This is a genomic window from Roseibium sp. SCP14, from assembly GCF_040329475.1.
Lineage (GTDB): Bacteria > Pseudomonadota > Alphaproteobacteria > Rhizobiales > Stappiaceae > Roseibium.
Window position 1 is genome coordinate 441,408 of the sequence record NZ_JBDZYH010000002.1, and the last position, 25,464, is coordinate 466,871.

Consider the following 25,464-nt stretch of genomic DNA (forward strand, 5'->3'; position numbering starts at 1 on the left):
CTCAGAAATAAGAAGAAATTCGGGCAGAACGATTACATGTCGACTTCGATCACGCCACCTTCGTCAACCGCGCGAGACTGACAAAGAATAATCGCACCTTCCCGTTGCTTCTTTGAAAGGACAAAATCCCGATGTTCGACTTCCCCTGAAACGAGACCGCATTTGCACACGCCGCAGATGCCGTCGGAACACTTCACATCGACATTGATGCCGTTTTCGTTGAGGACATCCGCCGCTGTCTTGTCCGCAGGAACCTCGATCTGCTTGCCGCTGCGGGCCAGCTTCAGGACAAACGGATGGTTCTCGTATTCCGGCGTTTCCGGCACATTGAAGTATTCGACATGACATTCATCCTCGCCGAAGCCTGCCCGTTCGGCAGCCTCGGTTACGGAAGTCATGTAGCGATCCGGCCCGCAGGCATAGACATGATGATTGGCACTGTACTCGCCAAGGATCTTGTCCAGGATTGCTCGGCTGCCCTCGGAACTGAAATGCAGGTGAACCTTGTCCGACCAGGGAACCTGCTCAAGATCCTGCAGATATCCCGCGCCCTCCCGGTTGCTGCAGGAATAATGCACTTCGAAATCCGCACCGATCGCATGCAGCCGATGTGCCATGGCGATCATTGGTGTAATGCCGATCCCGCCGCCCATCAGGTAGGACTTCTCTGCATTTTCGCGCAAAGGAAAGTGGTTGATCGGCTTGGAAATGAAGATCTTCCGCCCTTCGGTGAAAATGCGGTGCAAAAGTCTGGACCCGCCACGTCCTTCGTCTTCCCGCAGGACGCCAATCTGATACCGGTTTCTGTCCGCGGGATCGCCTGACAGCGAATACTGTCGCAGGAATTCCGGAGCCACGACGATATCGATATGAGCACCGGCCTCCCACGACGGAAGCGGAGTTCCGTCAAGCGACGAAAACTCGTACTTCGTGACACCGTCTGCCATCTGCACCGCTTTGGTGATCTCAACGCGGATAACCGGTGCGTCGCCATCAATCCGGTATTCGTGCGCAAGCCCATCCGTTTCGCCCTTTTCAAGGCGGGCCTTGTACTGTTCGGCAGTGATCAGAGCCTGATAGGCTTCAATCCCCTTCTCCCGATCCATCGGAAATGGAAATGGCCAGGGGTGCGGCGCCAGGTTGGCGGGATAGACGGCCAGTGTCTGGTCTTCGTATTTGAGGTCGAGATCCTTCTGGAGGTCGCGTTCGTTCACCGGGAAGTCGGAGGGGCGGTAGGCGCCGTCGTCCTGCAGCTCAAGATCCCACCACCACTTCTTTACCGGATTACGTTGTCCATTTCCGGCGAGATCGTCGAGCCTGGCCAGCACCGGCGCGGCTTGCGGCACGTTCATTGCCACCCAGCGGAACGGAGCTTCTGAAAAAATGCCCTCAAGATTCCAGGGGCAGGTTTTCATGCATCGGCCACACATCGCTCCGCCCTGGTTGGTAATGCGATAGGTCGTGCATTTCTGGCTGTCGGATTTCCAGATTTCATAGCCGTTGAACATCAGCTTCGGACCGGCGGTGATGGCTCCGGAGGGGCACTCGCGGGCACATTTGTTGCAGTTCTCGCAAAAATTCTGCAACCCGAAGGAAATCGGTTTGTCATGCGCCACCGGCATGGTCGTTGTTACAACACCGGACTTCAGCCGGGGGCCGAGGAAAGGATTGAGGATGACTTCGCCGATGCGGCTGACTTCTCCAAGACCGGACAGAAGCAACAGCGGCGGCTGCAGCACCTCTCCGTCCATGACCGTATGCGCCTTGGCCTCGTAACCGAGATTGCGGATCTGTCTGGCGACGACACTGCCCAATATGGAAAACCGAAGATAGGCTCTCATGGACTGCGACACGGCAATCCAATCGTCGCCCGACGCCCCTTCCATGGTCTCGTAGCCCTGGTCGATGACCATCGAGATCGCCTGATCGTGAGGCGGGTCGATTGCGGCACCCGTCGCGTCATGCGAGTACCAGGTCCACTCAGGGCAGCGTGATACTCCGACGGCATCAACGCCAAGAAAGTAGGACAAGGCCTTCAGATTGTCGGCATTGGTCCGCGGATCCGTAGTCGAACCGGACCGTTCCTTTTCCGCATCCCCGTCCTGCAACAGAACAAAGGCACCAAGCGCGCGCCGTTGCGCCATGGACGGAGCGGACTTGCGCACATACTGACCATTGGTGGCGGCTTGCTGGTTCTTCCGCCCCATGTCACCGAACAGCGAGCGGGCAAACATGTCGGTGCGCTTCGGAACCCGCGGAACGCGATCCTCATCGATATAGGTCGTCGGCTCATCGACGCGTTTCAGCGTCTCGAACGGATGCGCACCGTCGACGTAACGGCGGTTGGCAAACGGTTCCAGATTGCGGGCGCTCTTTCCGGTCCTGTACCCGACTTTCCATGCGAAGCCGTGTGTTTTTGCCTTCGGCTGCTGGGACATGGGCAGCAACGGCCTGTCATGCGCGACCGGAAAGTCGGTGGTGACGGCAGCTATGGCAAACCCTTGCCCGAGATACGGGTTCACCAGCTGCCCGCCTTCCACCGTCGCCATTCCCGCGGCAACGGCAAGATGATGCAGATCGACATCCGACGTCGTGTGGCCGTGCGCGCATGCTTCGTGACCGAGCAACCGGATGTATTGCGCCAGGACGACGGCAACTTCCATGGCACGCAAGGCGGAACGATGTGCTCCAGCCCCTTCCAGCCAGGCATTGCCGGGCTCGTCCTGTCTGACCTCGCGCGGATGCTGGACCAGAAACACCAGGGCGTGCCTGTGATGGGCAACATCCTTTGCCGGCGCATTCATCGCGTCGCGAAGGTCAGCCATGATCATGTCGATGCCGGAAGCAAGTGACTTGGTCTGCGTGGTTCGCAGTTTTTCCGCCAGCCGGTTGACATCCGCGTTGCGGAATGGCGTCTCCAGGAACATTTCAGGCTGAACGGAACAGGTCCCTGCCATCGACACATCGGAGAAGTACCCGAACGCCTTCAGGTGGTTCTGCCGCTCGACAAGATCATCGGGAACGTCTGCCCTTGCCTTGTTGACCAGTCCATCCCGGATGGCATCAAGCATCGCCTGGGCTTCGCTCATCGCGTTGATGATGTTTTCGGGGCTGTCCGGACGGGAGAATGTCATCTGCCGGAACGCGGGCATTCCGGCCGTTTCATAACCGGTTTCGGATCGTGCCAGGCGTTCGAGCGGAAAAGGACCAAGGTGAAAGGGGCGTGTCTTGTCAGAGAAATACTTCACCGCGTTCACTCCGCAGTCTTCTGTGACAATTCAACGGACAGCAAGCCTCCAACCACAAACACTCTCTCCCCCTCTCTTCAACCCATCGCGTTCACAGACGCATTAGCTGAACCTGTTCGTCTTCCGTCAGCGTATCGACCATGTTCATGAAAAGCTCATAGGCAGCCTCATCCAGCTTGCCGGCGAAATGTTCGTTCAAATCGCGCACCAGAACATGGCAGGCCTTCATCTTTTCAACACCGAGTTCCGTCAGCGCTACTTCGGTGTAGCGCTTGTCGTCATTGATGCCGCTGCGTGCCAGAAGCCCGCGTTCTTCCATGGTCTTCAGCAGCCTGGAAACCGCAGGCCGGGCAATGCAGATATAATCGGCAAGTTCCGAAGGCGTCTTGACGTTTTCCATCCCGATCCCGCGTAGCGCGCACCACATCAACCGGGTGATCCCGTGTTCGGAAAGCTGCTTTTCCAGCCGGGCTTCCATGATCCTCGCCAGGCGGGTGACCTTGAAGCCAATCCGGTTGTGCAGCGTAAAGTCTTCAGACATTCAGCGCCTCGTCGATAAACCGGGTTGACTCGTAATTTCTCATACCCTCTTATGCAATTAACAATGATAATTATTCAAGTTAATTAACTGGATGACAATCACGGGAGGGAGAGTCAATGAAGGTAGGTGTGGGACACATCCGCACGAAGGCGATGGCTGCGATCGCCTCCGCCGCCATTGCTTTTGGCATTCAGTCGGCTAGTGCCGAGGAATTGAAAGTCGCTCATTTCATGCCGTCCATGCACCCTATGGACCAGGGGGTGATGTCACCCCTAGCGGAAGATATTGATGCGGCGACCGGCGGCGAACTCACCATGCGGATCTATCCGTCCGGTGAACTCGGCAAGGGCCCGGTACAACAGTACAAGCGCGTCGTGACCGGTGTTGCCGATATTGTCTTCGGAATACCGGAATACACCCCGAAGCAATTCGCCAAGACAGGTGTCGTTCACATTCCGGGTCTGTTTGCCAATGGAACGGACGCAACGAACGCGCTTTGGGACAACATTGCCCTCATCGAAGACGAATATGACCAGACGAAACTGCTCGGGCTTTGGGCAAACAACCCGTCGGTCCTGGTTACCAGGGAAAAGCCGGTCCGGACACTTGCCGACATTCAGGGCATGAAGATCCGCACGCCGAACCCTGTCATGGCAACGCTTGTCGAAGCCTGGGGTGGTATTCCGGTTTCCATGCCAACTACCGATGCCTATAACGCCATGAACACCGGCGTCATCGATGCCGTCATGATCGGCCCGTCCGGCATCCGGTCCTACAAGCTGAACGAAACCGCCAAATACGTCACGACCAACATCCCGACGGCACTGGACAGCTTTTATCTCCTGATGAACAAGTCCAGCTGGGACAGCCTCAGTGACGACCAGAAGGCAAAGCTGGACGCACTGACGGGTCGTGAAATCAGCCTGAAGGGCGCTGAAGCTTTCTACAAGGCAGGTCAGGCAGGGCTTGAGCTGGCCAAGGAAAGCGGTGTCGAGCTTGTCGAAATCACGCCCGAGGCAGAAGCTGAGTTCCGGGCCAAGATGACCGACGCCCTGAACACTTTCCTCGACAAGAAAAGCGAAGAAACCGGTGCGGACGCGCACGCTATTGCCGCAGCCTTGAGCGGCAAGTGAGCCGATGTCGCTGAAAAAGCCTGAAGCGTCCGGCCTGCCCCCGGCAGGCTGGCGCAACTGGATTGAAGTGCCGCTGGTCATTGCCGGCGGCCTTCTCGTTTTTTCACTGATGGGACTTTCGGTTTCCGACGCGCTTTTGCGGTCCTTCTTCAACAAGCCGATCTTCGGGGCGAACGACTACGCCCAGATCCTCCTGTCCTTTGTCGTCAGTCTCAGTTTTCCGCTTTGTGTGCTCGCAGGACGCCTGATCGCCATCGACACACTTGTTCTGAAACTGCCTTTGGCAGTTCAGATGGTGTTGGACTGGATGGTGACCGCACTGGGCACGGTTATGCTCGGTTACCTGTCCTGGCGAGCCTTTTCCAACGCGCTTGAGGCCGCGACATTCGGTGAATCCACCATGTTGCTGCAACTTCCCTTCGGCCCCTCCTACTACGCGGTTTCCGCGGGCTGTGGTCTTGCCGCGCTTGTTCTGGTACTGGAAAGAATTACAAGATGAGCCCTGAGCTCTATGGTTGCCTCGGCTTCATAGCCCTGTTCATTCTCTTAGGCCTTGGAACGCCAGTCGCAATTGCGCTGCTGGTGGTCGGCTTCTTCGGAACCGTCATTCTGTCCGGGTTCACGGCTGCCGCGTTTTCGCTTAGCGGGCAGGTCTTTGCCACCGTAACCGTTTACGAACTGACAATCATTCCGCTGTTCATCCTGATGGGTAACCTGGCTTCCGCCGCCGGTCTCAGCCGCGACCTGTTCGATGCGGCCCACAAGATCATCGGCCACCTGAAAGGCGGTCTGGCGGCTGCAACAATCATGGGCTGTGCGGGATTTGCGGCGCTTTCCGGGTCCTCTATCGCTTCCGCGATCACGATGGGCAGGGTCGCCTATCCGGAAATGCGGCGCTTCAATTACGGGTCTCGCCTGGCTACCGGCTCAATTGCTGCCGGCGGCACGCTCGGCATTCTCATTCCCCCTTCCACCGGTTTCGTGATCTACGCTGTGCTGACGGAGGAATCCATCGGACGGCTGTTCATGGCCGGCGTCCTTCCCGGCATTCTGCTGACAACCATGTTTTTGCTGGCCATTGCCGTTGTCACATTTCTGTGGCCGGAGGAAGGACCGCGCGGGCCGGTTTTCGACCGTCGCGAGAAACTTCAAAGTCTATTCCGCGCTACTGGTATCGGCGTCATCATTCTGATCACGATCGGCGGCATCTACACCGGTTTTTTCACACCGGTTGAAGCTGCCGGTGTCGGCGCCTTTTTTGCCTTCGTCATGCTGATCGCGCGAAGAAAGTGCACGGCTCGCACTCTATACGGCATCTGTGCGGAAACCCTGAAGACGACAGGCATGGCCTTCTTCATTCTGATCGGCGCGAATGTCTTTTCTCCCTTCGTTGCTCTTTCCCATCTGCCCGCGACCATCGCGGACGGCATGACCGGGCTGGCGCTCGGGACTTACGGCACGCTTTGTCTCATCCTGCTGGGATATGTGATCCTCGGCATGTTCATCGAAGGCCTGTCACTGCTGGTGATCACGCTACCGATCGTTTTTCCTCTTGTGGTCGGCCTGGGATTTGACCCGATCTGGCTAGGCGTCGTCATGGTCATCGTTTTGGAAATGGGACTGATTTCACCACCCGTCGGCGTCAACGTCTTCATCGTCAAGAGCGTCGTGCCGGATGTCAGGATAGAAACCATTTTTGCGGGCATCATGCCCTTCTGGCTCGCCATGATCGCAACGCTTGCCTTGATCGTGGCCTTCCCGGAGATCGCTCTGCTCATACCAAATGCGATGTTCAACTAGCCTTATTGAGAATGGGCGGAGTGGCGGCTCGATCGGAAACACCCCGTCCCTCCCCCCCGCCACCTGTCTGGAACACCTTTGCCGGTTTCTCAGAAACAGTCTGTTTCAACGTGGCTGATACAATTGATACATTCGACAAGGCTGAACTGATAAGTTTCGGCCTTATGTGCATTCAATTTGCCCGGCCGTGGCCGGGACAGGCGGGTGGGACCAGATGGTTTACGAAGGCAAGGGCACTTCGGACGATCAGGAAATCGACGCAACATTCGAATTGTCGATGCTTGAGATGTTGGAAGACGTGACCGGGGCATTGCCGGAAGGCTTTGCCCTCCTGGACCCCGAATTGCGCTTTCTCCTGTGCAACGATCGCTTTCTGGACCTAGCCTGGTCACCGGCGGACCTCCCGCCACAGAAAAACCAATCGGCCGAGACCGTTATCCTTCACATGTTTCAAACCGGCCTCTTTGTGTTGCCGGAGGGAGAGAAGCCGGCCGACACCGCAGAAAATGTCCTGAAAGCCATCCGCTCCGGTGAAGGGGATTTGGAGCTTCGCCGGAAGGACGGATGCACAATCAGGTTCACCACCAGAAAAACCGGCAAGGGACGCACCCTGATCTCGGCGCGCGAAGTGACAAGACCCCGGGAGATCGCCGACGCCGTGAGCGAATCCCTGGTACCACGGGATGAAAACAGTCTTGCAAATGCCCGGCTGAGAGATGCGGTTGAAGCGCTCAACGAGGGATTTGTCCTTTACGACCAGGAAAAGCGGCTGGTCTTCGCCAACACCCGCTATGCCGAAATGCTCGGCCCTCTCAAGGATGTTCTGATACCCGGAACGCCGATGAGCGACGTCATCGGCAAAGCTGTCGGATCGGGACAGGTCTCGATCACGAGAGGTCCGGAGGGCGGGATCTCGGGCATCTTCAAAGCACTTGAAACGAAAGGCGCTCTGAAGGTCGAGATCAATGTCGCCGACGGCTCGCAGAAAGTCATTACTCTCGTCAAGCTCGGTGATGGCGGTATCGTCGCCACGGTTCTCGATGTCACGGAACAGCGTACGACCCAGGCCAGGGCCCGCCAACTGCTCAATCACGCCATCGAAGCGGTCGACATCGGGATTGCCCTGGTCGACGATGACGACAAGCTTATTTTCGCCAACCAGAAGTTCCGGGAGCTTGCCGACCCGAACAACAGTTTTCTCGTTCCCGGTCACACAATGCGCGAAATTCATTCGCGGGCAATCGACGCTGGTCTCTTTCCGCTGCCGGCCTGGACTCCCAAGGACGAACTGCTCAATGAGCTCGACCGGCTCATCAGGCAATCGGCGAAGGGATTTTCGGTTCCGAACAACCACGGCCGGGAACTGGTTGGCAATGTCTACGAAACCGCATTGCAGGGCAGATTGCTCACCATTGAAGATGTGACGGAGCAGCTGAAGGCAGAACGCCTGTTTACCGACGCCGTTGCAAGGCTTCCTGTGGGCGTTGCGATCGAGGGCGCCGACGGCCGCTTCACACACTGCAACGAAGCATTTTCAGGCCCGTTCAGGCTGTCGCCTGAGGAATTGCTGAAGTTGTCCGACGAAGAGAGAATTTCCACGCTGTCGCCCAACATTGCGACAGTCCTGGGCAATCCGGTCGGCGACGATGCCGCTTCCGCATTTACGAAAGCCATCCTCCAACAGCGAACTTCTTTGGAACCGATGGAAGTCAGTTTCAAGGACGGACGGCATTACCTGGTCGAGCGGGCAGTAACGCAAGACAACGGACGGGTTGTCGTCGTCACCGACACCACCGCCCTGAAAAGAGCCGAAGCACGCAGCCTGGAAATGTTGAACGACGCCATTCAATCTCTCGACGAAGGGCTGGTTCTGTTTGATCCCGACCTCAACTTCGTCATGGGCAATCGCAAGTGGCACAGTATTTTCTTTGGCGGCCTGCGCTCACCCAAGGCTGGTGAAAGTGTCTTCGACATGATGGACCGGTTGATTGAAGCCGACGTGCTTCTGGTTCCGGAAGGAAGCAGCAAGAAGCAATTCATGGACGAGCTCGTGAGGCTCATTCGTTCCTACAGGAAAAGAGAAACCGTAAAGCTTGGCGGTGGCAGCATCCTGCTGGCCTCGGCGCACCAGACGGAACTGGATGGCTACCTGGTGTCTTTCACCGACATCACGGAACAGCGGCGCGCAGAGGAAGAACAGCGCGAGGCCGACATGCTCCTGCGCAAGATCGTCGAAGCCTGCCCGGCGAACTTTCTCGTCTCCAGGATCGAGGACGGCAAGATCATTTACTGCCCTCCCGCGTCACGCGAACGGTTTGGTGACATCGAGACCACCCTGAGTTTCTTTCTCACTCCCGAGGACAGGGAAAGATACCTGCAAGCGTTGCTTCCTACCGGGTCATTGGACGACTATCGCGTCCAGTTCCGGCGTGCGGACGGCTCTGTCATGCAGGGACTGACGGCCGCTCGTGTGACGGACTACAAGGGCGAAGACGTTATTGTTTCATCGACCCGGGACATCTCCGACCAGCTGGCCATGCAGGCTGAGCTGGAAAAGCAACGCGAAAAAGCCCATCAGAACGAAAAGCTTTCTGCGCTTGGTGAACTCCTCGCCGGGGTTTCGCACGAGCTCAACAACCCACTTTCGATCGTCGTTGGATATGCGCAGATGCTCGAAGGGAAGCTGGATGATCCCGTGCTTTCGAAACGGGTTGACCGCATTGCCCAGGCGGCAAACAGAAGCGCCAAGATCGTCAAGACGTTCCTGGCGATGGCCCGGCAAAAGCCTGCAAAAATCGAGCAGTGTTCCCTGAATGAAATCGTCTCCGTCGCACTGGAAGTCGGCGGATACGGCCTGAAAGCAAACGGCACACAGCTGCTCACCGAACTGGACGGCAATTTGCCGTTGGTTTCAGGTGATGGCGATCAACTGATACAGGTCTTCACCAACCTGCTCGTAAACGCCGAGCAGGCACTGGCACCGCAAAGGGAAAGCGGGGTCCTGACAATTCGTTCCTATTACGATGACGACAGCGATCATTCCGTCATTGAGATCCACGACAATGGACCTGGAATCGACAAGACCATCCAGGCCAGGATTTTCGAACCCTTCTTCACCACAAAGGATGTCGGTCAGGGCACTGGCGTCGGATTGGCATTCTGCCACAGGATCATTGACACCCATGGCGGCGTTCTCGAAGTTTCCTCCAGCCCTCGATCCGGAACAAGTTTCTTCGTCAGGCTCCGGGCGATCAAACCAGAGGTGAGGCAACTGCCCGATCGCCCGGAAAAAGCCATCTCTCTAAAGAGGAAAAATGTTCTTGTGGTCGATGATGAAGCCGATGTGGGAGAGCTCATTCGAGATCTTCTGGAAGACCTCGGCTGCCGGACGACCTTGTGCACCGATGCGAGAAAGGCGCTTGACGAATTGTCCCTCAATGCATTCGACATGATCATCAGCGACTTCAAGATGCCTGGAATGAACGGCGAAGAATTTTATAACACCTTGCAGCAGAGGTTGCCCGGCTACGCAGAGCGGATCGGCTTTGTGACCGGCGACTCCATGGGCAGGGATGTCACGCACTTTCTGTCTCGAAGCAAACGTCCCTTCATCGAGAAACCGATCTCGGGGAAGGAGCTTGAGATCTTGATCAAGAAGTTAGGCGCCGGAGAAACCAAGCCATGAACAGTGGAGAACAGCCGAAAAACATTCTGGTTTGCGATGACGAACCTCACCTGAGGGAGATGGTTGCCGAATATCTGAGCGAGCGCGGCTACCGTGTTTCCGAGGTACCGAATGCTGCCGATCTGAAGGTCAAGTTGGAAAGAGAACAACCGGACCTCATCGTACTCGACATCAATATGCCGGGAACCGATGGCCTGACCGCCTTGCGCGAGCTTCGCGCTTCATCGGAAATTCCCGTCATAATGCTGACGGCTGCCAGCGAAGTGATCGACAGGGTTATCGGACTGGAAATGGGGGCCGATGACTATGTCGGCAAACCCGTTGACCTTCGCGAGCTTGAGGCACGCATCAAGGCGACCTTGCGCCGTCAGACTTCGATTGACCGGCAGGTTGAACAAAGAGAAAAGCTGAACGGTACGATCGCCTTCGGCAACTGCCGTCTGGACCTCGATGGTGCCAGGCTCTTTGGTGACAATGGCGAAGAGATTGCGATCACCGCCATGGAATACAGTTTGCTCAAGGTGTTCGCTGAAAATCGCGGCAGGGTACTCAATCGCGATCAGTTGCTCGAACAGGCCCATAACAAGGGCTGGGAACCTTTCGATCGCTCCATTGACTTGCGGATCTCCAGGCTGAGGAAAAAGATCGAACCCAACCCGACCAAACCGGAGACGATCCGAACCGTGCGCGGGATTGGCTACGTTTTTGAGTAACGGCGTTTCAAGACTAATCCATTGGAATTGACTGTCTGCCCGCTAAGGTGTCTCGTGATCCGTCGGGCAGATTGGCCGGCAAAGGGCAAGGGCGGCAGGAAACCTGCCGCCTCGTCCTGCCTGGATATTTGTCAGATGATGAAAACATCGTTCTGGGTGAGTGCATGATGTCCCAGGAGCGAGAAAGTCAGATCGCTGTCGAGACCTTCGCCATCGCGCACATGGACATAGGTTACGTCCCCATATTCCTCGTGTTGGGCATGCTCAAAGTAAAGCTCGGCCCCTTCTTCGCCAGAAAACCCGGATTGCTCTCCCAGAAAGTCCGCAAAGAAACCTTCCACCACGATCAGGTCACCGCCAGTGCCGAAGTCTTCAATCACATCGATTGCGCTTGAAGAACCACCACTGTCACCGCTCTTGAAGTAGAAGATGTCATAACCGGCACCGCCGAGCATGTAGTCGCCAAGATCTCCATCTCCGTTGGTTCCACCGGTGATGTGGTCGTTTCCGGAACCACCCTGAATGTAGTCGTTGCCACTGCCGCCATAGAGCTCGTCGTTACCGTCGCCGCCACGCATGATATCGCGACCGCTTTCACCAAAGAGCTTGTCGTTGCCGGCTTCACCCCACAGCCAGTCGTTGTCACTTCCGCCTTTCAGGTTGTCGTCGCCAAGTCCGCCGTGAAGCCGGTCCTGACCGCTGTCGCCTCGCAAAAAGTCATTGCCGGCACCCCCGACCATGTTGTCGTCGCCGAGATCTCCTATGAGCGTGTCTTTGCCGTCTCCTCCATAGACATGATCATTACCATGACCACCGTGAATGAAGTCGTTGCCATCGGCACCAAACAACAGGTCATCGCCGTCGCCGCCCAAAATGAAATCCGAGCCTTCCTGCCCCCGTATCAAGTCACGGCCATCTCCGCCTTCCATATGGTCGTCGCCTTCACCACCATACAACCGGTCGTCGCCTTCGCCTCCCTCCAGGCGGTCATCTCCTTCCTGTCCCCAAAGGTGATCATCGTCGGCATGACCAACCAGAAGATCGTTGCCGGTTCCACCTTCCATGTAGTCATCACCCTGGTCACCAAACAGGGTATCGTTTCCGGAGTTGCCGTACAGCTTGTCGTCTCCGCGGCCGCCGTGAATGAAGTCGTTGCCGCTGCCGCCATAGCCAGTATCATCGCCGTTACGGAGTTCGATATGGTCATTTCCACCGAGACCATTGGCGATGTTCTTGCCATCGTTCCCGATGTAATAGTCTGTGCCCGACCAATCGATCCAGAAGCTGACAGGTTCAACGTCGAGAAGCGCACCCAGACCGCCTTGAGAAACTCCCGCGAGCAGCTTTCCTAAAAGGCTGCCGCGACCAGACCACGAAAATTCCATCGTCTCAAATCCGGTTCCGGGACGCTCTTCCGCTTCCTCCCGGTCCGCATACCGATCATCATCGTAACGGCTTCCCGAACTTTTGCGGCCCGGCGCAAACCGGCTGCCTGCCTCATCGTGCGTCGTCTGTTCGGTTTCTGCCCGGCGCGAAGACCGCGCGCTTGAGTTGCCACTGTCCTCAAGGGGAGCGATCGGCATGTCTTGGGTGCCGGATGCCTTGTCTTCGTCTGCGCGCCAGCCGGTGTCCTGTTTCTTGGAGATCGGTTTCCATGCAGGGGTTCTGGAAACCGACCTGAAAAATGAAAGTGCCATTATCTGCTGTCCTTCCAGCGCCTTGCAGCAGAAAAACTGCAAGCGCGATCATCTTCAGGGCGCAAAGCGCACCTGTTAGCCCACTGTGCAGACAGTCTAATTTTCAGGTATCAGCGGAACTTCACGCGGACGTGAAAACTGTAAGGATTGTGTCCACTCGAGCAACCACGCCACATCAATGGAAACACTTGATACGCAACTGACACATCGTCGCGTTTGGCATCCCGAAAGCGGCCGGACAGAAATTCTCCGGCCAACCACCATTCGTTCGGCAAAGATGTCAGGCTCGCTGCGGTTCCTCTCTCGAGGGGCAGAACCTCAACAGCGCCAGGGTTTCGTTCCCCGTCCGCTCGATGGAAAAGTCCCAGTCAAGCCGCTGCGCAATCCGGCTAACAAGCGACAGACCTATCCCGTGTTCCAGTTCGCCAGGAGCTTCCCCAACCGCTTCCTGCAGTGTCGTATCAACGTTTGATACACACACCGTGCCGTCGCGCACGGTAATCCGGATTGTGCCCTCTGCTGTGTGCTGGAACGCATTTCTGAGCATGTTGGACAAGACGATTTTCGTCGGGAACTCGGGCAGTTTCAGTGACGACTGGTCGAAATCCCTGACGACCGAAATCGATTTGCTGCCGACAAGGTATCCGAGTTCGTTTATCAGTTCCTCGATCACTACAGCCAAATCGATCAATTTGAGTTCGGGAGCCGGATCATTCTCCCGGCCAAGCCACAGCAAGGTCTCGACAAGTTGTTGCATGGAGTGGCTTGCCCGCTGGATCCGCTCAACGGCGACCCGGTCCGTGCTCTGCTCCTCTTTTCTTGCCAGTAAAGCCGCGTTACCCGAGATGATCGCGATTGGCGTCCGCAATTCATGACTTGCATGTCGAAGAAACGCCGCTTCGCGTTCGACAAATCCGGAGATCCGTTCAATTGACACCGCCAAGCGAGCCGCCACCGTATTGAGCTCACGGTACTTGAAGTCCGGCAGTTGGACCGAACCGGGATTTTCTCCCAGCGAGTCAGCCCAGTTCTGCAGTTTTTGAACAGGTGTCACCACCTTTTTGGCCAGAAGCCAGACAAGTATGTATGTCGCAACAAGGAACGAAATTCCGACCAACAAGACAACAAACCCAAGATGCTCTTGCAAATACGGCTCGAAATTCACCTGATCGTTCTCGTCCAGTTGAATGGATTGCACGAGGTATAAATCGCGCCCGTCCGCGAGCGGCCTGTTCAGGAGAAGATAAAGAATATCTTCGTCATCGGTTTCACCCTCATGAACATCAGAGCTCAACTCTCCCCGTTCAATCTCCTCCTCCGGGAAAACCTCTTTCACCTTTTCCGGGAGTTCACCGTAGCTCATCGCGACGGTGATGTTGGAGAACGTTCTCGGTAGATTGGGCTCTCGGGTCAGGGCCTCTTCGTAACTCGCCGCAATCACTCGAAGCTGGTAGGAACTGGCCCCCTGCAATCCGGAAAAGAAGTAATACACCAGCAAAAAACTGTAGGTAACGACCACCAGCGCGGCCAGGCTGAGCGCAAACAACCGGATGTCGCGCCGGATCGTGTTTTCACCGAAGGAAAAAAGACGTTTCAATGCACGGACCATCATGACTCCCTGAGGGCAAACCCTGCGCCGCTGACCGTATGTAGAAGCTTGCTTTCGTGCGGCCGCTGCACCTGCCGTCGCAGCTTGTAGAGGTGCACTTTGAGACTGTTGCTGTCCGGAACATCGTCGCCCCACACTGCTCGTTCAAGCTGCTCCCGCGTCACGACAGAAGGACTGTTTCGGGCCAGCGTCTCCAGAAGTGTCCAGCCTGTTGGCGTCAATCTTAGCGCGCGCCCGACCCGCTTTGCCTTGCGTTCATTGAAGTCGATCTGCAGATCACCGACTGTGAGATTTTGATCCCAGCCGGTTTTGCGCCTGACAAGAGCGCGAATCCGAACCACCAGTTCTTCGAAGGCAAACGGTTTCACCAGATAATCGTCCGTTCCAGCTTCAAATCCGGCCACCTTGTCTGAAAGCGTGTCTCTGGCCGTCAGCATGAGAACGGGGCAATTCACGCCACTTCTGCGCAATGTCTGGCAGACAGTCAGCCCATCGACATTGGGCAATGCAAGATCGAGAAGCACAACGTCATATCTGTTGTTCGTGGCCGCTTCTATGCCCGCCTGACCGTTATAGGCGTGGTCACAGTCGATCTCTTCAAGCGCAAGATAGTCGGCCACAGTTGCCGCCAGGTCCATGTCGTCTTCGACCAGCAGCACCAGCAAGGGATCCTTGTTCATAGTGCCTCCTGCCGACGCGGTGCAAACAAGTAGGAAGCCAATCGGAAGATATCGTCTCTGATCAGAAGGAATGTCGGGATCAAAACAAGAGTGATGACCGTTGCAAACAAGATACCGTAACCGAGCGAGACAGCTGCCGGAATGAGGAACTGCGCCTGTTCGGAGGTTTCGGTGATCAGGGGAGCAAGGCCGCAAAACGTAGTGGCACTTGTCAAAAGGACCGCTCTCATTCTTGTGCAGCCGGCATTCAGCAGCGATTCAATTCTGTCCATTCCATTTGCCCGGTTGGTGTTTGCCGTGGACACAAGCAAAAGACTGTCGTTCACGACAACGCCGCAGAGCGCCAGAATGCCGTTGATCGACAGGATACTGATGGGCAGATCATTGATCAAATGCCCAAGGATGGCGCCGACGATACCGAACGGTATGGCGGCCATGACGACGAATGGCTGGCTGTATGATTTCAAGGGAATGGCCAACAGTCCGTAGATCGCAACCAGAGTAATGATAAATGCCTGGACCAGGCCACCCATCGCTTCTTCCTGCCGCTCCAGATCGCCGGTGTAGCGGATCGTCAGCGAAGGGAAGTCTCGCTTGAGTTCCGGAAAGATCTCTTCGTCGAATATGACCTTCAGATCGTCGCCGGTCGCAATCGAGTTGTCGACATCCGCGGTCAATGAGGCGACCCGATTGCTGTCGAACCGTTTGACTTCATCGACGGTAAAGTCGGTGCGCAACCGCGCGACATCGGACAGAGGTACAAGGTTGCCGTCGGCAAGCCTGATATACATCGCTTCAAGATCTGCGAGGGTCCGCCTGTCTTCGAAGGGCAGACGGACCCTGACTTTCACTTCTTCGTCGGACCGTTGGAACCGCTGAACTTCGGCTCCATTGAGTGCACTGGCAAGTTGGGTCGCAACCGTTGAAGTGGCCAGTCCGAGAGCCTTTCCCTGATCGTTCAGTTCGACACGTACACGGCTGCGAGCAGCCTGAAAGCTGTTGGTTGCGGACAAGACACCGGTCAGTTCCGCCACGCGTTCCCTTGCCTTGCGGCTCGCCGCGATCAGCAGGTCTGGATCGTCGAGAACAAGATCCACTCCGAACTCGGGATCGTCGAAATCGTCGGTGGTGAACTCGAGGCTTTGCACACCTTCAACACCACCAAGCTCCTTTCTCCAAAGGTCCGCAATTCGTCTCAGTGGAAGGACGTCCTTGACCTCCGGCCGCAGGGCAACCACGATCGTGACGTCGCCACTTTCGCTCGCATTGGTCTCGATACTGGCGATCGGAGGAACGCTGGTCGCTTCATCCATGGCCAGTTCATCATTGACACGCCAACCAGCCTCTTCGATACGCAGAGCTTCTGCGAAAATGGTGCCATACCCGAGATCGGATTTCGCGACATAGCGGATTGTCAGCAATTCGCTAGGAATGTCGGGAAAGAAGACCGTTCGCACCATGCCCGTCTGTACAGTCCACAGGGATGCCGCAAAGCATCCCGCCGCGACGATCAACGCCAGATATCTCAGACGCAGGACAACACGGAGCGCAGGTCTGTAGAACCTTTGCGTCACGAACTTCAGTCCATCACCAATTGCCTTGTGCAGACCGCGCACGCCACGCGCCAGAACGTTCCTGCTTGATGACCGCTCACGGGCATGCGCCAGGTGCGCCGGGAGAATGAACTTGGATTCAATGATGGAGAACAACAGGCTGAAGATCACAACCCAGGCGAACAGGGAAAAGATTTCCGCCAATCTTCCGGGCACAAGCGTGATCGGAAAAAACGCCGCAATCGTCGTCAACACACCGAAGACGGCAGGAACTGCCACCTTCTTGACGCCCCGTATGACACTTTGCGCCGAGGCCCCATGTTTCTCCTTTTCCGCGTGAACGCTTTCCGCGACGATGATCGCATCATCGACAACGATGCCGAGCGCGATAATGAAACCGAACGTGGTGATTTCGTTCAGGGTCAGCCCCCAGATGCTGTCGCCCATCAGGATCAACGCACCGGCAAAGGATATCGGCAGTCCGAGCGACACCCAGAAGGCTGTGCGAATATCCAGGAAAAGGGCGAGAACAAGCAAGACGAGCGCCATTCCCATCAGGCCGTTTTTCGCCATCAGCGACAGCCGGTCATTGATGAATACACTCTTGTCGTTCCAGAGCGAGAGCTTGATTTCCTCAGGCAACCAGGTTTCTGCCCTGATTTCGTCGACGACATCACGCACCCGTCCCGCGGCATGGACGAGGTCGGCCTTTCCGATCATTTCCATTGTCAGCCGGATCGCAGGTGCGCCGTTGAACCTGTACACTTGGCGGTCGTCAGTGAACCCATCCCTGACCGTCGCAATTTCCCCCAACCTGACGCGCTGGCCGTCCCTTCCGCTGATAAGTTCGATGTTTTCAAAGTCCCGAAGCGACGTCCCTTGAGCGTCGGCTTTCACAACGATGCGGCCATTTTCGCTTTTCAGGAGGCCTTGTTCCTCCGTCACGGAAGATGCTGCAATCACATTGACCACATCCGCAAACGACACCTGAAAGCGCCGCAGGGTTTCCTGATCGATCTCGATGGTGACTTCCGGTGTCAATTCCCCCAGGATCGTGACACTTGGAATGGCCGGATCGGCCAGGATCCTGTCTCTGATCCTGCGCGCAACCCGCTTCAGAACGTCATGGTCAACGTCTCCGTAGATGTTCAGAAACGCGATTTCCTCGATTTCCAGCTCGCGTGTAACCACAGGTGTCTCGGCGTCCGCAGGAAGCGTGACGCCGTCTACCCGGTTCTTGACGTCGGTCAGCAATTTGTCGAGGTCGTAACCGCTGGTCATTTCAATGGAAATGGAAGACAGAGAGGACGAGGACGTGCTTGTAACTTCCTTGACGCCTTCCAGTCCCTTGAGCGCACGCTCGACTTTTGCGGTAACACCGCGCTCTGTCTCGAAGGCCGAGCCGCTGTCATAAGAAACGGAAATGGAAACCGAGCGAGGAGGCTGACTTGGAAAGCCTTCCGTGCGGATCGACAGAAAACTCATTCCCCCAAGAAGAAGAATGAAGATCATCAACAGGTTGGCCGCGACCGGGTTGCGGACAAACCAGGCAATCCAGCCACCATCATCTGACTTCTTGCCGGACATCACAGGTCTCCTTCTTCGATTGAGGAGAGAACGACATCCCCGGTGGCTTCAGTCGCTTCTTTCGGTTCAACTCTCTGTCCGGGCAGATAATCTGCGAGCGGGCTCATGACGACACGAAGGTTCGTCACCCCTTCCAGTTGATCCCGAGGAATTGCCACTAGTTCTCCCTTCTTGAACGCAGGCGAAACGGAATGGCGGACAAGAAGATTGTCGCGTGAGACCGACCATAGATATCCGTTGGGCGTTACCACTTCTGCCGGGACAAGAAGAACGTCCTGCACAGCTGTCGAACTGATGAGGACCGATGCGAAACTTCCGGGCTTGAGGTTGCCGGAAACCGAACCTGCATCGCTGACACTCAGCCTGAGCGAACGTTGCCTTGTGCTTTCGTCGATGAGCGCATCTTCGCCTTCGATGGCAGCAGAAAGCGTCTTGCCACCATCCAGCATAATCACTGCATTCAACGAGCCGAGGTCGAGATCATCCTGCCACCGGCCAAGTGCCTCCCATTGCTTGGCGGACAGTGGAATGGAGAAATCGAACCTGTCGAGTGAAAAAAGTTCGCCGACGGTTGTTCCCGCGGACACGAAAGCGGAAGGTGTCACGGAACGCGAAATGATCATCGCATCAAAGGGAGCGGCAACACGCGTTTTGGCAAGGTTGCTCTCTGCCAGCTCCAATTCCGCTCGGGCGGCTTCAACCTTGGCTGTCTCCACTTCCATCTGGGGCTTGCGAAGAACCAGCTCGGAGGCAGGATTTTCACCCAGTTTCGAGCGCTCCCAATCCTGCTTTGCCTGTTCCGCGCGCTGCTGCTCTTCAAGCAGTGTCAATTCAGCCTGCATCAGGTTCTGCCGGGCAGTCGCCACTGCGGACCGGTAGGCAACATCCTCCAGTTCCAGAAGAACCTCTCCCTGCTTTACCATTTGCCCCGGTTCGAACCGACCCGACAGAAACTTCACCTGGCCTGCAACCTCGGCGACGGGAGTCTGACGGTAATGCGCCCTCGCAATACCATATCCGGTCACTTCCGCGCTTTCTCGCGTCGTTGAAACAGAAGTCACCCGAACAAGCGGATAGGCCTTGTCTTCCTCCTGAACAGGCGTTTCGTCTTCAGATGGGACGACCGTTTCCTCTTGCGCAAATGAGGGGGAGACAAAAGCAAGGCTGGATGCATTCTTCAGCCAACATTCGCCGGGCAAACCGAAAACGGAAATCGCCTCAATGCACGCCAGAAGGAGCGCCAAATGACTGGTGCGAATGCCTAATACGGATTTTATTGACATGGCTCTTCCTGTCTTGAAACGCGAACTGAACTGGTTTCGCCTCACAGCCCGATGCCAAGGGCAAGGGCAAGATTGATCCGGTTTTGCAACCATTCCTGCTGAACCTGGAAAAGTGCCTGATGCGCATCGAAGGCTGCGCGTTCTGCAGTCAGCAGCGTTACGATGTCGGTCAGGCCGTCCCGGTAGCGGCGCTCGAATTGCTGGTAATTCTCCTGAGCATGTTCATAAGCACGGGCCAGTTGTGCCTGACGCTTTCTGAGAGAGAACTCCGCATTCAGGGCATTCTCTACTTCCAGCACGGTCGTCAAAAGGGCATCCCGGTAATCCAGCCACGCCCTGGCGGCGGCCAGATCCTGCTCCTTGGCCGTCGCTTTGCGCGCGCCCGCGTCGAAAAGCGGCGCGGTCAAGTTGCCCAGCAGTGACCAAGCCGGACCGCCCTGCAGCAAATCGGACAGGTCGGAAGCCTGATCGCTCAAGGTGAAACGGATCGCGAATTTCGGCAGCAAATCCTTGTAAGCCGCGGAAGTGCGGTAGTCCGCCGCGACGGCCCTGGCATAAGCCGCCAGGAGATCTGGCCGCCTGCCGATAGTTACCATCGGAAAGCCGCTGTTCGGAAGCTTGACCGTGGGCAGTTTGCCAGACGCTCTGAGTTTGGAACTCGGGAACTGTCCGGCAAAGACCTCCATGTTGCGAACCAGCTGGTCACGCTGAAGCTTGCGGTCCGTAAGGTTCGCCCGGGAGCTTTCGGTCGACGCGCGCGCACCTTCCAGATCCCCAAGAGATCCGAGGCCACGTGTGAACTGCTCCGAAATGATATCTTCGGTTCTTTTGAGGCTGGATATTCTGGAATTGTCCAATTGTATCAGCCGGTTCAAGGTAACCAGCTGGATCCAGTCCCGCATGGCCCGCCCCGCGGTCGACAACCGGGCAGCCTGAAGATCCTGAGCGGCCGCGTCCTGGTCCGAATAGGCCGCGCTTTGCGTGTCCGCCAACCGGCCCCACAGGTCGACTTCCCAGTTCAGAGTGGCGGACAGGTCGAAGCTGTTGGAATAATCTCCGGTCCTTCCTGTCTTGACACGCTGACGCTGAGCGGAGCTTGCCCCGTCAACGGATGGCCAAAGAGCACTGCTGGCGCTCACACGGGCAAATTCCGCCGACCGCAGATCAATGACGGACTGCTTGAGCTGAATATTCTCGGCCAGCACGGTATCGACGTAGGATCTGACTGCCGGTTCACTGACCAGTCCCATGAGACTGCCGATATTGCTCGCGGCAGCAGAATCCGTCTGGCTCCACCGCTGCGGCAGATCGTCCAGAATGTCCCGTCGCTCTTCCTGCGAAAGTTCACCTGCCGTCGACACGCAGCCAGCAAGCAGACCAAGAAGGGGGAGAAAGAAGAAATTTTGCGATATCCGCATGAACGCGCCTTACAGATCCATCTGAGCGCGCTTTCTTTCTCATTTGCCGGGTAATGCCGCGGTTAACGCATAAATATCTGTTTTTGCTATAATTTCTTGATCGACTGTATCCGGGCCAGTGCAAACTCAAGCAGCACTTTCATAAAATTTCACTTCGATGGACATGAATCGTCCTTGACCTTTACCGTCCGCCATCGAGCCTTTGGCGACAGCCTCTCACCTCATGCGTCAATCGGTTCATTTCACCGGCAACGACGTTTTCAGGACCCCTCCGGTGAAAGGGCCCGCCCAACGCACGTCTTCAATCCCAGGATTTCGCAATGCGTTTTTCTTCACCCGTCCAGAGTTCAGGGAACATTTGGAACGCGAAAGTCGACGAACGCACTCAACATTATGGCGGCAATGCGGCCAGCGCTACTTCCGCGAACGAAAAAATGGGTTATTTCCTTTAATTCCAATAACTTGATGAATAACCCATCGATTACCCGGAATGATCTAACTCTCCTTCGGCAAGCCTGGCGGACGGAAATCGGGTCCCCTCTGTCCACCAATGCCAGGTGTCACACCGGAGTTGTTTTTCATGAAGTGTCTTTCACCACTGTACCCTTGCAGTCTTCTTCTGCTGGCCGTCTCTTCTCAGCCCGCTCTTGCGGAAGATGTCTTTTCCACATTGATGCAGGGCGGTTTCCTGACGAAGGAAAACTGGACGGTCACCCTGGGTGCAGGTGCGATCTACGGTCCTAAATATGAGGGCTCCGCAGAATCGTCGGTCAGTCCGGTCCCGTTTGTGGAAATAAACTGGAACGACACCATCTTTCTCAGCCCCGGTGACGGATTGGGCGTCAATCTCTACCAGAACAGGGGTTTCGTTGTCGGCACTTCGGTGGGGTATGACGGTGGCCGTCAGGAAAGTGACAGCCGGTCCGAATTGCGTGGTCTCGGCGATATCGACGCCGGTGTCAGCACCAGCGGCTTCCTGAGCTACGAGTACAAATTCGTCAAGGCCGAAACGAAGGTTACCCATGTCTTCGGCGGCGCGGACGGAACGACGGTCGACCTGGGTTTGCAAACCTTCATTCCGCTTGCTCCGCTCTTGAAGGAAACACCCTTCTTTATCGGCACCGGTCCCATCTTCGGCTCCAGCCCGACAAACAAGGACGGTCCAGGTGGCCCAGCGCTTCTGCTTGGCGTTTCAACAACCTGGGCGGATGAAAACTATATGGATGGCTATTTCGGCGTTTCTTCTCAGCAATCGGCCAAATCGGGTCTGACGGACTTTGACGCCTCGGCAGGTTTCAAGTCGGTCTCGGGCGATGCAACGCTTGTGGTTCCGCTCACGGATCACATCAATCTGGGTACGAATGTCGGCTACACCCGCCTGATCGGCGACGCGGCCGACAGCCCCATTACCCGGGATACCAACCAGTTTAACGCCGGATTGTTTGCCACCTATACATTCTGAAAAACTTCGGCAAACAGAAACTTGGCTGCGGGCGTCGAAACGCCCGCAGCTTTTTTGCTTGTTCCAGTTTAGCTGCCGAGGGCGCGCAGAGCAGTGACGGATGCAGCCAGCTGTGCCTCAACGGCATCGCGGAAGCCATCTCCCTTGTCCGGAGTAAAGGGGTTCGGACCGGGCGCATTGCATTCCACAATGACAGGACCGGCATAGCCTATCTGGTCAAGAGCGCTGACCTGGGAAGCAAAGTCGGTGTGTCCCTGCCCGATGCCGCAACGGTTGCTGTCAGCAGCATGATAAAGACCTATCTTGCTGCCTCCAGAACGCAGGGCGCCGGCCGGGTCGCTTTCCTCGATATTCATGTGATAGGCGTCCGGGAGCAATGTCAGGTTGGTCGCCCCGGCTTTTTCCAGAAGGCCCAAACCTTCCGCAACAGTCCGGACCTGGTGCGTCTCGTAACGGTTCAAAATCTCGTAAACGACGTTGAGGCCGCGCTTTTCGGCAAAGGCACAGATCTGACGAACCGCATCAAGCAGGAGGTCGTCTTCCTCGGCCTGTGTGGCGACGGGTTTGATGCGCGTCACCTGACCGTGGCAGGAGATGAGCGGTCCTCCCAGCTGAACCGCCCAATCCATCAGCCTGTCGTAATAGGCCAATGCCTGCCCTCTCACATCCTTGTCGGGATGCGAAATGTCAGCGTCTCCGGGTGTGATCGAAAAGATCTTGAGATCGCGCGCTTCGAAAATCGCCAGTGCTTCCTTCGGGTCGACAGTATCAACCGCTCCGAAAAGTTCCACGCCATCCAGCCCGGCACGCTTTACCCGGTCCGCAACTTCTTCCAGAGCGGTGTCGCCAAAGATCCAGGTGCAACATCCAATTTCCCGTTTCATGTCGTATCCTTTCAGAGCGAAACCGAAACGGCTTCACCAGTCTGGTGGGACAGGGTGGCTGCATCCGCAACCGCCAGGGCCAGGACCCCTTCTTCCAGCGTGACAGGCATGGTCTTGCCCGTTTTCACCGCTGTTACAAATGCATCCCATTCTGCAGCGTAGGCACGCATGTAGCGTTCCAGGAAGAAATACTCAGGCTTGGCGGAAATATTGCCTTCGACCGTGATTTTCTCGACCGTGTTTTCCAGGACGTTCTTGGCGCCGAGCAATCCATCAACCCCGAGCAGCTCGACACGCTGGTCATAACCATAGACCGCACGGCGGCTGTTCTTGATGACCGCGATCCGGCCATCGGCCCAGCTCAGCGTGACAGCTGCGGTGTCGACATCGCCTGCGGCACCGATTTCAGGATCGACTATCGAACTTCCTGTCGCAAAGACCTTTTGAGGAGCCCCCCCCATGATCCAGCACGCCATGTCGAAGTCGTGGATCATCATGTCGCGGAACAGGCCACCTGAGACTTTCACGTAGGAAACAGGAGGAGGAGCCGGATCGAAGGACGTGACGGAAAGCAGTTCACTCTTGCCAATCTCGCCGGCATCGGCTGCCCTTTTAAGTGCAGAGAAGTTGGGATCGAAGCGGCGGTTGAAACCAACCATGACCGGCCGGCCCGTCTTTTCGGCAGCTGCCAGACAGGCCTTTGCCCTTTCCAGGGACAGGTCCACCGGCTTTTCACACAGAACCGCCTTGCCGGCAGCTGTCGCCGCTTCAATCAGGTCGGCATGGGTATCGGTAGAAGTGGCAACCAATACGGCATCAACTCCGTCGTCTTTCAGGATATCTTCAGACGGGCGTGCAGCTGCGCCATATTTGGCAGCCAGCGCCTGCGCAGCATCTTCATGGATATCGGACACGGCAACCAGTTCACTGTTCTGGTGACCGGCAATGTTCACCGCGTGCACCTGACCGATGCGTCCCGCGCCCAGCAAGCCAACCTTGAGCATTGGCATTCCTCCAAATTGAAACCTAGTTGGCGGACCAATGACAGCTCTTGCTCTCGAGAGCAAGCATATTTTGCTCTCGAGAGCAAAACTTGTTAGATGGTATCTGACTTGCACGAATTTCGAGACCAGGTGCGATGGCTGACAAGACAGAAAATCCACCGGTTCAAACGGTGACCGCAGACGATGTAGCCGCCGAGGCAGGCGTGTCCCGCTGGACGGTCAACCGTGCCTTCCGGCAAAATGCTTCCATTTCCGAGGAAAGCAGGAAACGGGTGAAGGAAGTCGCTGAAAAGCTCGGCTATGTTCCCGATCTGGCCGCATCCAGCCTTCGCTCCAACAATTCCCGGATTGTGTCCCTTCTCATCGATGACTTTGCAAACCCGCACAAGCTCGTCATGCTTGAACGTCTGACCAAGGCTCTGAGAAAGGCCGGATGGGACACGTTCCTGGTCAACATGCTGGATGAAGATGACGCGCCGGGGGCACTTTTGAGTGCCAGCCAAAGGCGGGTGGATGCTGCTGTTGTGATTGGTTCACGCTTCAACGAAGAGGTTCTGGAAACAGCCCTCGGAGCAAAGAGGGTGCGAAAACTGGTCACATTTGCACGCATGTCCCGCAATCCGAAAGCAATCTCGATCTGCTGCGACGACGAAGCCGCGATGCGCGAGATCGCCGATTACGTGCTGAAGAAGAAGTTTTCCAGACCGATGTTTCTCGCCGGACCGCAGTCCGATTCAGCTCATCTGCTGCGTAAGGAAACTTTCATGGCGGAATGGGAACGGAAAACCGGCCATCGCCCGGAAGTCGCGACAGCTGGTGTTTATGACGCGAAACAAAGCTTCGACACCGTTGCCTCCGCGCTTTCCAACCGTCGTGCCGGCGACCTTCCGGATGTCATTGTCTGCGAAAACGATGCTCTGGCAATCGGTGCGATCGACGCGATCAAGCATCGGCTCGGCCTCTCGGTCCCGAAAGACATTGCCGTAACCGGGTTTGACGACATTCCCGCAGCTGACAGTCCCAATTATCAACTGACAACCTACCGTCAACCGATGTCGGACATGGCGGAAAGCCTGGTGGCCTTTTTGCGGGACGAGACCGATGGAACCGGGCTGAACAGGTTTGAAGGAAAACTGATCGTTCGCCAAAGCGCCTGAGATCTCGCCC

General features: G+C 56.5%; 17 protein-coding genes. 7 read left to right on the forward strand and 10 right to left on the reverse strand.

Going from position 1 to position 25,464, the window contains the following annotated elements; translation table 11 throughout:
• Nucleotides 1–32 precede the first annotated feature (32 nt).
• Together ABLQ08_RS09465 and ABLQ08_RS09470 are read right to left on the reverse strand one after the other, a co-directional pair.
• The gene (locus ABLQ08_RS09465; protein WP_352941098.1) at nucleotides 33–3,248 is read right to left on the reverse strand and encodes a 2Fe-2S iron-sulfur cluster-binding protein; all 3,216 of its coding nucleotides are present in this window, start codon (nucleotides 3,246–3,248) and stop codon (nucleotides 33–35) included.
• A 91-nt stretch (nucleotides 3,249–3,339) separates the two neighbouring features.
• Complete coding sequence (locus tag ABLQ08_RS09470) at nucleotides 3,340–3,789, reverse strand: MarR family winged helix-turn-helix transcriptional regulator (protein WP_352941101.1); 450 nt, start codon at nucleotides 3,787–3,789, stop codon at nucleotides 3,340–3,342.
• A gap of 116 nt (nucleotides 3,790–3,905) precedes the next feature.
• Between ABLQ08_RS09470 and ABLQ08_RS09475 the strand changes: the two genes are divergently transcribed.
• From ABLQ08_RS09475 to ABLQ08_RS09495, 5 genes are all read left to right on the forward strand, one after another.
• Nucleotides 3,906–4,922: a TRAP transporter substrate-binding protein gene (locus ABLQ08_RS09475; protein ID WP_352941102.1), complete on the forward strand. Its 1,017-nt coding sequence runs from the start codon at nucleotides 3,906–3,908 to the stop codon at nucleotides 4,920–4,922.
• A gap of 4 nt (nucleotides 4,923–4,926) precedes the next feature.
• Nucleotides 4,927–5,421: a TRAP transporter small permease gene (locus tag ABLQ08_RS09480; RefSeq protein WP_352941105.1), complete on the forward strand. Its 495-nt coding sequence runs from the start codon at nucleotides 4,927–4,929 to the stop codon at nucleotides 5,419–5,421.
• Nucleotides 5,418–6,722, forward strand: coding sequence for a TRAP transporter large permease (locus tag ABLQ08_RS09485; protein ID WP_352941106.1), 1,305 nt, complete (start codon nucleotides 5,418–5,420; stop codon nucleotides 6,720–6,722). The genes ABLQ08_RS09480 and ABLQ08_RS09485 overlap by 4 nt, the downstream gene beginning before the upstream one ends.
• A gap of 214 nt (nucleotides 6,723–6,936) precedes the next feature.
• Complete coding sequence (locus tag ABLQ08_RS09490) at nucleotides 6,937–10,407, forward strand: PAS-domain containing protein (RefSeq protein ID WP_352941110.1); 3,471 nt, start codon at nucleotides 6,937–6,939, stop codon at nucleotides 10,405–10,407.
• Nucleotides 10,404–11,120: a response regulator gene (locus ABLQ08_RS09495; RefSeq protein ID WP_352941111.1), complete on the forward strand. Its 717-nt coding sequence runs from the start codon at nucleotides 10,404–10,406 to the stop codon at nucleotides 11,118–11,120. The genes ABLQ08_RS09490 and ABLQ08_RS09495 overlap by 4 nt, the downstream gene beginning before the upstream one ends.
• A 131-nt stretch (nucleotides 11,121–11,251) precedes the next feature.
• On the opposite strand, the gene ABLQ08_RS09500 is transcribed toward ABLQ08_RS09495, so the two are convergent.
• The 6 genes from ABLQ08_RS09500 to ABLQ08_RS09525 all read right to left on the reverse strand — a co-directional run bounded on the left by ABLQ08_RS09500 (nucleotide 11,252) and on the right by ABLQ08_RS09525 (nucleotide 20,947).
• Nucleotides 11,252–12,817, reverse strand: a complete 1,566-nt coding sequence (locus ABLQ08_RS09500) for a calcium-binding protein (protein WP_352941114.1) — start codon at nucleotides 12,815–12,817, stop codon at nucleotides 11,252–11,254.
• 280 nt (nucleotides 12,818–13,097) lie between these two features.
• On the reverse strand, nucleotides 13,098–14,429 hold the full coding sequence (locus ABLQ08_RS09505; RefSeq protein WP_352941115.1) for a sensor histidine kinase: 1,332 nt from the start codon (nucleotides 14,427–14,429) through the stop codon (nucleotides 13,098–13,100).
• Nucleotides 14,426–15,106 (reverse strand): response regulator transcription factor, encoded by a 681-nt coding sequence (locus ABLQ08_RS09510; RefSeq protein ID WP_352941117.1) that lies wholly within the window; start codon nucleotides 15,104–15,106, stop codon nucleotides 14,426–14,428. Before ABLQ08_RS09510 ends, ABLQ08_RS09505 begins: the two co-directional genes overlap by 4 nt.
• Nucleotides 15,103–18,246: an efflux RND transporter permease subunit gene (locus tag ABLQ08_RS09515; RefSeq protein WP_352941119.1), complete on the reverse strand. Its 3,144-nt coding sequence runs from the start codon at nucleotides 18,244–18,246 to the stop codon at nucleotides 15,103–15,105. Before ABLQ08_RS09515 ends, ABLQ08_RS09510 begins: the two co-directional genes overlap by 4 nt.
• Complete coding sequence (locus ABLQ08_RS09520) at nucleotides 18,246–19,529, reverse strand: efflux RND transporter periplasmic adaptor subunit (protein WP_352941122.1); 1,284 nt, start codon at nucleotides 19,527–19,529, stop codon at nucleotides 18,246–18,248. Before ABLQ08_RS09520 ends, ABLQ08_RS09515 begins: the two co-directional genes overlap by 1 nt.
• 41 nt (nucleotides 19,530–19,570) lie before the next feature.
• The gene (locus ABLQ08_RS09525) at nucleotides 19,571–20,947 is read right to left on the reverse strand and encodes a TolC family protein (protein WP_352941124.1); all 1,377 of its coding nucleotides are present in this window, start codon (nucleotides 20,945–20,947) and stop codon (nucleotides 19,571–19,573) included.
• 580 nt (nucleotides 20,948–21,527) lie between these two features.
• Between ABLQ08_RS09525 and ABLQ08_RS09530 the strand changes: the two genes are divergently transcribed.
• The gene (locus tag ABLQ08_RS09530) at nucleotides 21,528–22,409 is read left to right on the forward strand and encodes a MipA/OmpV family protein (RefSeq protein WP_352941126.1); all 882 of its coding nucleotides are present in this window, start codon (nucleotides 21,528–21,530) and stop codon (nucleotides 22,407–22,409) included.
• 68 nt (nucleotides 22,410–22,477) lie between these two features.
• Here ABLQ08_RS09530 and ABLQ08_RS09535 read toward each other — a convergent pair whose 3' ends face one another.
• Together ABLQ08_RS09535 and iolG are read right to left on the reverse strand one after the other, a co-directional pair.
• The gene (locus ABLQ08_RS09535) at nucleotides 22,478–23,293 is read right to left on the reverse strand and encodes a sugar phosphate isomerase/epimerase family protein (protein WP_352941128.1); all 816 of its coding nucleotides are present in this window, start codon (nucleotides 23,291–23,293) and stop codon (nucleotides 22,478–22,480) included.
• An 11-nt stretch (nucleotides 23,294–23,304) separates the two neighbouring features.
• Complete coding sequence (gene iolG, locus ABLQ08_RS09540; RefSeq protein ID WP_352941131.1) at nucleotides 23,305–24,297, reverse strand: inositol 2-dehydrogenase; 993 nt, start codon at nucleotides 24,295–24,297, stop codon at nucleotides 23,305–23,307.
• Nucleotides 24,298–24,431: 134 nt separating this feature from the next.
• Between iolG and ABLQ08_RS09545 the strand changes: the two genes are divergently transcribed.
• The gene (locus ABLQ08_RS09545; protein ID WP_352941133.1) at nucleotides 24,432–25,454 is read left to right on the forward strand and encodes a LacI family DNA-binding transcriptional regulator; all 1,023 of its coding nucleotides are present in this window, start codon (nucleotides 24,432–24,434) and stop codon (nucleotides 25,452–25,454) included.
• Nucleotides 25,455–25,464 lie beyond the last annotated feature (10 nt).

What these genes read in the sequence shown, in the direction of transcription:
- ABLQ08_RS09470 (WP_352941101.1), bottom strand. Translation starts at nt 3,789, where the DNA reads ATGTCTGAAGACTTTACGCTGCACAACCGGATTGGCTTCAAGGTCACC.
- ABLQ08_RS09475 (WP_352941102.1), top strand. Translation starts at nt 3,906, where the DNA reads ATGAAGGTAGGTGTGGGACACATCCGCACGAAGGCGATGGCTGCGATC.
- ABLQ08_RS09480 (WP_352941105.1), top strand. Translation starts at nt 4,927, where the DNA reads ATGTCGCTGAAAAAGCCTGAAGCGTCCGGCCTGCCCCCGGCAGGCTGG.
- ABLQ08_RS09485 (WP_352941106.1), top strand. Translation starts at nt 5,418, where the DNA reads ATGAGCCCTGAGCTCTATGGTTGCCTCGGCTTCATAGCCCTGTTCATT.
- ABLQ08_RS09490 (WP_352941110.1), top strand. Translation starts at nt 6,937, where the DNA reads ATGGTTTACGAAGGCAAGGGCACTTCGGACGATCAGGAAATCGACGCA.
- ABLQ08_RS09495 (WP_352941111.1), top strand. Translation starts at nt 10,404, where the DNA reads ATGAACAGTGGAGAACAGCCGAAAAACATTCTGGTTTGCGATGACGAA.
- ABLQ08_RS09500 (WP_352941114.1), bottom strand. Translation starts at nt 12,817, where the DNA reads ATGGCACTTTCATTTTTCAGGTCGGTTTCCAGAACCCCTGCATGGAAA.
- ABLQ08_RS09505 (WP_352941115.1), bottom strand. Translation starts at nt 14,429, where the DNA reads ATGATGGTCCGTGCATTGAAACGTCTTTTTTCCTTCGGTGAAAACACG.
- ABLQ08_RS09510 (WP_352941117.1), bottom strand. Translation starts at nt 15,106, where the DNA reads ATGAACAAGGATCCCTTGCTGGTGCTGCTGGTCGAAGACGACATGGAC.
- ABLQ08_RS09515 (WP_352941119.1), bottom strand. Translation starts at nt 18,246, where the DNA reads ATGTCCGGCAAGAAGTCAGATGATGGTGGCTGGATTGCCTGGTTTGTC.
- ABLQ08_RS09520 (WP_352941122.1), bottom strand. Translation starts at nt 19,529, where the DNA reads ATGTCAATAAAATCCGTATTAGGCATTCGCACCAGTCATTTGGCGCTC.
- ABLQ08_RS09525 (WP_352941124.1), bottom strand. Translation starts at nt 20,947, where the DNA reads ATGCGGATATCGCAAAATTTCTTCTTTCTCCCCCTTCTTGGTCTGCTT.
- ABLQ08_RS09530 (WP_352941126.1), top strand. Translation starts at nt 21,528, where the DNA reads ATGAAGTGTCTTTCACCACTGTACCCTTGCAGTCTTCTTCTGCTGGCC.
- ABLQ08_RS09535 (WP_352941128.1), bottom strand. Translation starts at nt 23,293, where the DNA reads ATGAAACGGGAAATTGGATGTTGCACCTGGATCTTTGGCGACACCGCT.
- iolG (WP_352941131.1), bottom strand. Translation starts at nt 24,297, where the DNA reads ATGCTCAAGGTTGGCTTGCTGGGCGCGGGACGCATCGGTCAGGTGCAC.
- ABLQ08_RS09545 (WP_352941133.1), top strand. Translation starts at nt 24,432, where the DNA reads ATGGCTGACAAGACAGAAAATCCACCGGTTCAAACGGTGACCGCAGAC.